The 9,263-nt window shown below is 35.8% G+C and carries 12 protein-coding genes; all 12 read right to left on the bottom strand.

Annotated elements, in window-relative coordinates; translation table 11 throughout:
- Positions 1-101: 101 nt before the first annotated feature.
- Positions 102-545: a mechanosensitive ion channel domain-containing protein gene (locus QNJ66_RS14920; protein WP_300508251.1), complete on the bottom strand. Its 444-nt coding sequence runs from the start codon at positions 543-545 to the stop codon at positions 102-104.
- 103 nt (positions 546-648) lie between these two features.
- A complete protein-coding gene (gene glsA / locus QNJ66_RS14915; RefSeq protein WP_300508250.1) occupies positions 649-2,481 on the bottom strand; it encodes a glutaminase A in 1,833 nt (610 codons plus the stop codon).
- 50 nt (positions 2,482-2,531) lie between these two features.
- Positions 2,532-3,194 (bottom strand): Na(+)/H(+) antiporter subunit B, encoded by a 663-nt coding sequence (locus QNJ66_RS14910; RefSeq protein WP_300508248.1) that lies wholly within the window; start codon positions 3,192-3,194, stop codon positions 2,532-2,534.
- Positions 3,195-3,734 carry a DUF4040 domain-containing protein gene (locus QNJ66_RS14905; protein ID WP_300508246.1) on the bottom strand — a complete coding sequence of 180 codons (540 nt, stop codon included), beginning with the start codon at positions 3,732-3,734 and terminating at the stop codon, positions 3,195-3,197.
- Between the two features lie 21 nt (positions 3,735-3,755).
- A complete protein-coding gene (locus QNJ66_RS14900) occupies positions 3,756-4,028 on the bottom strand; it encodes a monovalent cation/H(+) antiporter subunit G (RefSeq protein WP_300508244.1) in 273 nt (90 codons plus the stop codon).
- Between the two features lie 27 nt (positions 4,029-4,055).
- Complete coding sequence (locus tag QNJ66_RS14895; RefSeq protein WP_300508243.1) at positions 4,056-4,322, bottom strand: hypothetical protein; 267 nt, start codon at positions 4,320-4,322, stop codon at positions 4,056-4,058.
- Positions 4,319-4,708: a Na+/H+ antiporter subunit E gene (locus tag QNJ66_RS14890; RefSeq protein WP_300508241.1), complete on the bottom strand. Its 390-nt coding sequence runs from the start codon at positions 4,706-4,708 to the stop codon at positions 4,319-4,321. Before QNJ66_RS14890 ends, QNJ66_RS14895 begins: the two co-directional genes overlap by 4 nt.
- 98 nt (positions 4,709-4,806) lie before the next feature.
- On the bottom strand, positions 4,807-6,267 hold the full coding sequence (locus QNJ66_RS14885) for a cation:proton antiporter (protein ID WP_300508239.1): 1,461 nt from the start codon (positions 6,265-6,267) through the stop codon (positions 4,807-4,809).
- Positions 6,268-6,340: 73 nt separating this feature from the next.
- On the bottom strand, positions 6,341-6,679 hold the full coding sequence (locus tag QNJ66_RS14880; RefSeq protein WP_300508237.1) for an NADH-quinone oxidoreductase subunit K: 339 nt from the start codon (positions 6,677-6,679) through the stop codon (positions 6,341-6,343).
- A gap of 17 nt (positions 6,680-6,696) precedes the next feature.
- Positions 6,697-7,290, bottom strand: coding sequence for a TMEM175 family protein (locus tag QNJ66_RS14875; RefSeq protein ID WP_300508235.1), 594 nt, complete (start codon positions 7,288-7,290; stop codon positions 6,697-6,699).
- Positions 7,291-7,304: 14 nt separating this feature from the next.
- Entirely contained in the window at positions 7,305-7,712 is a 408-nt protein-coding gene (locus tag QNJ66_RS14870; protein ID WP_300508257.1) for a phosphate-starvation-inducible PsiE family protein, read from the bottom strand.
- Positions 7,713-7,887: 175 nt separating this feature from the next.
- Complete coding sequence (locus QNJ66_RS14865; RefSeq protein ID WP_300508233.1) at positions 7,888-9,255, bottom strand: cation:proton antiporter; 1,368 nt, start codon at positions 9,253-9,255, stop codon at positions 7,888-7,890.
- Positions 9,256-9,263: the final 8 nt, after the last annotated feature.

Here is a 9,263-nt window from a genome sequence, read left to right as displayed (position 1 = left end):
ATAGCAATAGACAGGCTAGTTAGGACACATAAATTATATTTTAAGGGAACAGGGAACAGGGAACAGGGAACAGAAAAATGTCCTAATAGCTTTGGCGACTGCTATACTTTTATAAAATCTCCTACCTTTAAACGATTACCCATTAATAAAGTTAATCCACTAATAAAATTACTACCTAAATCTTGTAGTCCAATGCCAAAAGCAATACCAATACCCCCAGCAAAAATAGTGAGAGAACTTAAATTTATTCCCAAGGTTTCTAAGGCAATAATACAAGAAAATAGCAAGACAATATAGCCAATAATTGAGGTAATTGCTTCATGGTTTCCTCTTTCCAATTTAAAATGAGATAGAAGCCAACGAGAAATCATAAATCTCAGAATTTTTGATCCCCAAAAAGCAATAAATACCCAAAAAGCTGTATTCACTAATGACAACAAAGAGAATTCAATTTCTCCAATAGTAATTAATCTTGTTGTAAAGATTTCTTTAATAATCAGCCTTTCTTGATCTAAATGTGTTGCTACCCAGTCTAATGTAGTCATAAATCTAAATCATCTTGCTTGAGAGTGAAAATATTAATAATAACATCCCTCACCAGTGATGATTCGATTTATTTCATATTTTTCTTAGATTGGTGGTGATTATTTATACAGATAAACTACGAATTTCTAAGGTTGCTCGTTTAATTGTATTAACAAGACTTTTCCCAAAAGTTTGCAGTAACTTGATATAAACTTCAGGATGTGTATTGAGTAATGTTTTTAAACGCGCAAATTCCAAAACATAACACACAACTTCAGTATCTGCCATAATATCAGCGGTTCTTTGACTAATATCAATATCAAATAGTGCTAACTCTCCAAAAGCAATGCCTGGAATATAAGTAGTTAACCGTTTTCTTTCCTCACTTTGAGGAAGTTTTAAGGAAACGGTTGCCCTTCCTTTTGCTAATAAAAATAAACGTTTAGCTTCTTCTCCTTCACAAACAATAAAATCATCTGGTTGATAAAAAACTTCAGTAAATAAAGGAGTAATCGCCGCCATTTCTTCCGTCGTGAATGCTTTAAATATATCCATGTCTTCTAATAATAACTGATCGGTAACAGTTATATTTTGCTGATTTCCTTCAGATAACAAATGATTTTCGCACCATTCTAAGGCTGCATCGACATTATTAATAAACATCTCATTCTGCCAATCATTAGCTTGTAAACTCACCTTTATTTTATCCTCAAATCCTGTCAAAAATAAAATTATTTCTTGATTCAAACACCACTCCTTTATTTCTGACAATAAGGTAATAGCACTACTATTAACATTTCCGACTCGATGACCATCTAAAATAATAAATTGGGGCGTTGGTTGATGATTTTGTAGCTGACGGGTTAACTTTTCTAGGGTGGCAAAATAAAGATCACCTTTAAGTTCATAAACTAGAATTTTTTCTGATTCTTGGTCCAAAAAATCCCTTTGAAACACCCGTCTTTGTCGTTTTGAAGATACCATGGCCCCAGTATAAGTACGACTGACACAGGTTTGAGACACCGGATGACTATCAAACAAATGAAACTTAAACTGTTGGGATAACTCTTCACATACCTTAATTCCTCGCACACTATTCCCCCTTTCATCTAAAGGAGGGGAAAAAGTACCAATACCAAACTGACCGGGTAGAACAGCGATAATACCACCTCCGACCCCACTTTTTGCCGGTAAACCAATACGATACATCCATTCTCCCGAAAAATCGTACATTCCACAACTGGCCATGACACTGAGAATAGCGCGTACTTCTTTCGGGTTAACCACTTTTTGTTGGGTGATGGGGTTGATCCCATTATTGGCTAAAGTTGCAGCCATGATCGCTAAATCTTTAGCAGTTACTAGAATAGAACATTGGCGAAAATACAGGTCTAAATGTTCATCTAAGTTCCCTTCTAACATCCCTGCATTCAACTCTAAATAGGCGATCGCCCGATTACGATGTCCCGTTGACTTTTCCGACTGAAAAACCTCTTCATCTATACTTAGAGAACGTCCTGCGAACTCTTCAAACATGGTTAAAATCCGCTTAAATCTTTGTTCGTATCCGTTCCCTTTGATCAAAGCGGTAGTTGCGATCGCCCCTGCGTTCACCATAGGGTTATAAGGACGGTTATAGACTTCATCAAAAATGATCGAGTTAAATGCTTCTCCTGTGGGTTCTACCCCCACTTTACTCATCACTTTATCCACTCCATGATCTGCTAACGCTAAACCGTAAACAAAGGGTTTAGAAATAGACTGAATGGTAAATGAATGTTGAGACTCCCCGACTTCATAAGTTTGTCCGTCTGGGGTCGTAATACAAATGCCGAAAAAGTCAGGATTAGCCTTTGCTAGTTCTGGAATATAAGTAGCTACCTGTCCATTACTGATGTTACTATAACGCTCATGAATGTAGTTAATACAATTTAAAATGGGAGAGCTTCTTATCATGTTTTATTGTCACAAATTATTGAATAACTTTAATGTTAACAATTTAGTGCTTACAATAACCCTCGATAACGAATAAAAATTAAAATCACTGCCCAAGATCCCAAAGCCACTTTAATAGCAACTAAAATATTAAGAATAGGAATAATTCCACCACTTAATAATGTTCCTGTTTGTCCTAATGGTAATTCTAAACCAACTAACGTAATAACCGCCAAAACAATGAAGATCAATACAGATATTTTTTCCCAAGTAGATGCGTGCCAACGTTGATAGATTTTTTGCATCCATTCTGAAGGGGAGGTAATAGCAATAAGTCCGATGGCAGTTCCTCCAGCAACACCAGCAGCAAACCCTCCTCCGGGGCTAAGATGTCCTCTAATAGCTAATTCTATACTAACCAACGCTGCAATAGTCGCCCCTAACTGTGCTAATACAATGGAAGGTTGATCGTTAAATTGATAAATAACGTTCAAAGGTTCATCATTACTCATTAAAAAGCGAACACCCATCACAGCAAGGGTAAATACAACCACCTCAAAAATGGTGTCATAAAGACGGTTTCTAAAGATGATTCCTGACACAGCATTGGGAACCCCACTATCTAGTACAACGCTTTCCACAATAGATAAATCTACCATTTCTGCCATAGGGTTAGGCATGACCAACATTTTTACATAAAGTGCGATTCCTGCAACAAGATAAACCCATTTCATTTAGTGTTTCTCCTTGGTATCTAAGGGGTTAAAATAAGTGATTAAAGATGAGGATAGTTCCGGTTGAATAATCTCATAAAGCCGTTTTATTCTGGTAACAGTATGATAGCTATCACCGTCATCTGCCTTTAACTGACAAGTTCCATGAATATCTTGGTTTTTCAATGCCGTTGTTAAGGCTATTTCGTCTTCATAAGTAACGAGTTCTAAGCGTAGATGATATTTATTTAAAATACTTTTGAAATTATCAATTAATTGTTTAAATTGATCTTTTTCTTGGCTTTCGTTTTCTATGATTCCTAAGCGCATTACCATAGACGATCGCACCGCTACCCCGTAAAGAGTAATGGCCAACATTGTCCCCACTAATGCTTCTGTTAATGCCACATCTGCTGCCCCAAACATGGCATAAACCAAGGCAGCGATCGCCCCTAAAATACCCCGAATAACTAAGGTGTGATAAGGGTTTATTTGTAAGACAGTTAGACAAGCAGAAAGGGGTAATAAGGCGGTAATGATATAGAGATAAATGTCATTCATTTCCAAAATAAATAAGGGTTATTAATTCTCTTCACTACTGGAACAATAAGCTAAAACATAACCTAAGACAGTGTTCCATATTGCTAGGGAAATAATAGCTAAAATCAGTAATGGCCATTCACTGGGTATCTTTAAAAAGAGTCCAAAAATAATACTCATTGAACCCAAAGTATCAGCTACAGAAAGGCTATGGAGTTTATATAAAACTGAGCGATCGCCAACTAAAGGAATGGTTCCCCAAAACCAAAAAATGAGGCCAACAATAATGCAAAAATAGCTTAAATAGTCAATCATAGCTTTATTATTTTATCATGAAATTTGTTAGTTTTCTGTGATTTTTATCCGTTTTAAAATTTGTGCCAGTAACATCAAAGAAGCATTACCCAAACTTAGAATAAGAACCCCAACTAATCCGATCATCCAATCACCTCTTAAGACAGAAATAACCAGGATCATGATCGATGTTTTGCTGGCAATACTCGAAAAAGCTAACATTTTTTGCCAAATGTCATTGTCTTGCCATGCTTCATAGATGGGGATCAGTAATGCTAAAATCATCACAATTAAAATTACATCAAGTACACTCATGACTGTTTCTCCCGTTGAATAAGATGAACGTCATACCATCCTTCTTCACGATATTTTAACACAATTGTTTTGGGAGTGAAGGTAATTACAAAAATATCTAAAAAAATCAAACCTGGGGTTCTTTCGGGTTTAACTCTTTCCGGCTTAATCTTCTCTTTTTTATGAGGAAATAACATAATTTCTACTGCCTCAAAGTAAGCTTGGGGAATAGCGATTAGAACTTCTACTAACGCACGGTACCAGTCTTTTAATTTTCCTGGAGAACTTAATTTTTTAGGCAAGAATACACAAATAATTACCCCAATAATAATATTGGCTGGACTAATATCAGAGGTGAGTAAAAACCAAATGGCTAACTTTAATATTAAATCTAAATAAGCAATCATAACAATAAGTAACAGTTATAAGTGAGTAGTTATCAGTTTTTGAATGAGTTGAACAAGTCTAATAAAAGTAGAATGGTTCTATAGCTTAGAAGCCTGTGTTACTGTTTATATATTGCCTGAATATCTGGGAATAGTACCAGCCAAAATAGAAACATTAACATTAAAATCATCACTCCTATTAAATGATCAAATTCCTCGGCCACACGAGGCAGTTTAACAACAGCTTTTTGGAAAATAAATCCATAAGCTAACCATCCGAGAAAAATAGTAATTAAAGGTTTAATCGTATTTTTGATAGTATAGGCTTCATAGTAGATACCATTAGCAATAATTAGTCCTCCTAATAATAAAATCATTGCTGCCCAAAAACCCAACTTGACTTTACTATCTTCTTTGGTTTCATGGGGCAAAAATATAAATTTAGCAAAGGATACAGATGTTCCCAATGCAGCAATATTCATACCAATCACTTGCCAAGGTAAAAGACTTTTCATGGTTAAAACTTTTGCCCCAAAACCCGACAACAAAGGGAACCCTGAAATAGAAAAACTGGCTATTACTAAAGCGATCCAAACTGGTGTATGAATAGGTAAATGTTTTAATTCTTTCAGGTTGCGACTAGGTAACACTCCTGATATTAAAAATAAAGCAGACTTAACTAACCCATGAGTCAAAGCGTAAAACCCTCCTACTTCTGGGGCCGCTAAAACAAACCCTAACTGGGAAACGGTATGAAAGGCTAACATCCGTTTACTATCCTTCTCAAACACAGCATATCCCACCCCTAATAAAGCCGTCCCCACGCCAAAAAGACGCACAATAGGATCAACCTCACTCACCATTAATGCGCAACGAATGAGAGGATATACCCCCGCTTTCACAACCACTCCCGATAACATGGCCGAGACAGGGGTTTCTGACTCAGAATGGGTTAAGGGTAGCCATAAACCAGATACAAATATACCACCCTTGGCTAACAGTCCTACAAAAATAAGTGCGATCGCTTCTGGGGGTGATCCTTTTAACCCGGCAAAGCTAAAGGAATGATGGGACTGGTACACCAATACTGCCCCCACTAAGTAAAATAACATGGCGGTGTTACTAACAAAAAGATAACGCAGGGCTACCCATATTGAGCGATCGCTTCTAGGATAGGCAACAAGTAAAAATGCGGCAATACCGATCACTTCTAAAGCGACGTACAAACTAATAAAGTCAGCGCAAATAAAAGACGCATTAACGCTTCCGTGTAAAATAATAATTTGGGTGTAAAAAAAGGCTGTTTTGTCAGTTTGCCAACAATAAAAAAGTACAGCTAAGGTGACTAAAGCATTAGTCAGAATGAAAAAGCTAGTTAAATTATCAATTAAGAGAATAACGCCAAAACTATCCAGTAGATTAAAATCTAAAGATGAGTCTAAATTAAATATAGTCAACGCATACCCAAGAGAAAATATCGCGACCCCTAAAGCAAGGTAGCGAGCAATTTTGGGAAGTAGATAAATACTAAATCCGATAAATAAGGGTAAGGCGATCCAAATAATTGTTAGAGCTTTCATTCGACCATATTATACATTAGGGGGGTTGAGATTATCTAGGGGCTTAACATTATTAAACCTACATTAACTTGATTTAAGGTGCATTATTTTTTTCTATTTCTTTTGTTTCCAAAGTTGGATTATTTTGGGCTAACTTCATCACACCGACTAACATTAAAGCTTGAATAGAAAATCCGATAACAATGGCGGTTAAAATGACTGCTTGTGGAACAGGATCAGCATAATTACTACTATCAGTAGTCTTATTTAAAATGGGTGTAAATAGACCGTTTCTCGATGAAATGATAACATAATAAGCAATAACTCCTGTACTCATCACATCCATAGCAATAATTTTCATCATCAAATTTTCTTTGAAAATGATGCCAAAGAAACCGAATAAAATTGTCGCAAAAATGAAAGCTTCTAACATAATTATCAATTATAAAATTAGGGACAAAGGAAAAATAACGAAAAACTCCATTTCCAATAAGTGGGATTAATTAATGATATAATAGTGGAAAATAGAGATACCAACGGTTCAATCAGTCTTTTTATGCCAATTTTTACACTCTCCTTTTTTTCTAAGTTAGGATCTATCAAACTGTTATTTCTAGAAGCATAGCACCAACTTAGAGAAGAAAATAAACCTACCAGAAATAAATTGATACTGTAAAAGATTTGTACATAAGGATTTAAACTATAAACATTAATAAAATCCTTAGTATAAGGAATCAAAACAACGAACATTAATGACAATAAATTAAGCCATAAATGAACAGTGTCCGTTTTCTTATAGTGGGTAAATTGTTGTAAATTACTAAACCAATAAAAAGCAATTAAAATAAAAGTACCCAAATAAATATAAAGTGCTGGTAGTTGAGCAATTAAAAATTCTTTAATTTCTCTTGTTGACATCTCTGCTTCAACATTCGGTAAATCAAACTGCAATACCATTAAAGTCATTGCTAACATAAAAATACCATCAGAGACTCTTTTTAACCGTTGCAAAGATTGTGTTTCATCGCCATTTTTTTGATTCATATTGCTCTCCCTTCTCAACTATCTTTCTGATTAACAAAACGAATGAGAGCATAACTAGCAGCCAAAGCAAAACAAGCAAAAGCGAGGGCAATTAAATCATTTTTAGCGTATTTTGAAGGGTCAAAAATAATAATCTTTCTAGCAACAGCAATGAGAGCAGTTACTACAACTAACTCTACTTGAACTATATGTTTCCTAAGATAAGCAGTAATATTTTCTAATAATTCTAAGGCAATTAATATGTTTAGGAATAATCCAAATATTTCAATTAAAGTTTTATTAAAGAAACCAACCGGTTCAGTAGTAAATAAATCCTTTGCTAATACCAAAGTCAACTCAAATATAGAAACCCCAATCACAATAACCAGAGCAACAGACAAAATTTTAGAAACGGCATTCTCAACAAAGTGAATACCGATCATAAAATTATCATCCTTCAATAATTTAGTTGTCTTAGTTATCAAATTTTTAAACCTGTTTTTAGACGGGTTTCTTTTTACCATTGTGACTGCGTTGACCATGATTAACTTTTCATCATACCATAGCAAGGGTCAAAAAGGGACAAAATCTAGTTGATAATTGTCCCTTTTCTTACTGTTAGTTAGCTACATCAGCATTTTGCAATTTTTCTGCGCTTTCTGAAGGCTCCTTAAAGGCAAACCTTAAGAGAGGAGGTGCGAGAAAAGTCGTCAGAATCACCATTACAATAATAGCTGCTTCTAAAGACTGACTTAATACCCCACTAGCTGAACCTATCCCAGCGAAAACTAAGCCAACCTCACCCCGAGGAATCATGCCAAAACCAATAGCTAAACGGTTAATTTTTTCTTGTCCTGTTATCGTCCATCCTGTAATTAATTTACCGATGATAGCAACAACAATCAAAAAGGTAGCAATGATTAAACCTTCTCTATTTTCAGCAACAAAAGGATTCAGTACCCCTAAATTAACCTTTGCTCCGACACTAACAAAGAAAATGGGAACCAAAATATCAGCAATAGGAATCACTTGTTGATCCAATTCTTTGCGCTTATCGGTTTCATCTAAAACTAAACCAGCAGCAAAGGCCCCCAAGATAGCTTCTAGTTGAATAACGTTAGCTAAAAACGCCATAAAGAAAGCAAAAATCAAAGCAGGAATCACTAACTTACCACGGGTTTGTAACACCTCAGAAACGGCAACAAAAGACTTATTAAAGAATTTGCCTAAGAAAATGGAACCCAATAAAAAGACAGTAGCACTGACAATCAAATAGATAACATTAACTACATCAACAGATCCAGTTTTAGCCAAACTAGCAACCACAGCTAAAACGATAATTCCTAACACATCATCAATAACCGCAGCACCAACAATGATTTGTCCTTCCTTGGACTTCAAATAGCCCAACTCCGACAAAACCTTAGAGGTGATACCGATACTGGTAGCGGTTAAAGCTGCACCGGCAAAAATAGCAGGAATAGTAGGAACATTAAACAGTAACATCAAGCCAACCGTACCAGCAGTAAAGGGAGCAACCACACCCACAACCGCAACAATAGCAGCTTGATAACCTACTTCCTGTAACTCTCTGATATCTGATTCTAAACCAATTTCAAAGAGAAGGATAATTACCCCAAGTTCTGCTAAAACAGAAATAACTTCACTTTGGGTACTAAACACTTCAGGAACAGCTTCCGGACTTAAACCAGCTACTAATTGTAAGGTACTCATCAACACTGAGTCCGCAGCAGTGGCACCACTTTCGGGAAACACTAATAAATGTAAGGCCGATGCACCAACAACTACACCACCGACTAATTCTCCTAAAACCGGAGGTAAATTAAGGGATCTTGAGATTTCTCCCCCTAACTTACTGGCTAAATAAACGACAATTAAACTGAGTAAAACACCGGCTAAAACCATCGGGCCAAGATTGGCTGTTGTTTCTGTGGCTAATAGTGGAATAGGTGGACTTGTGAACATAATTTTTT

The sequence above is a fragment of the Crocosphaera sp. genome (assembly GCF_030064895.1).
Classification (GTDB): domain Bacteria; phylum Cyanobacteriota; class Cyanobacteriia; order Cyanobacteriales; family Microcystaceae; genus Crocosphaera.
The sequence above is the reverse complement of the archived record's forward strand: the minus strand, read 5'-3'. Positions and strand labels throughout refer to the sequence as shown.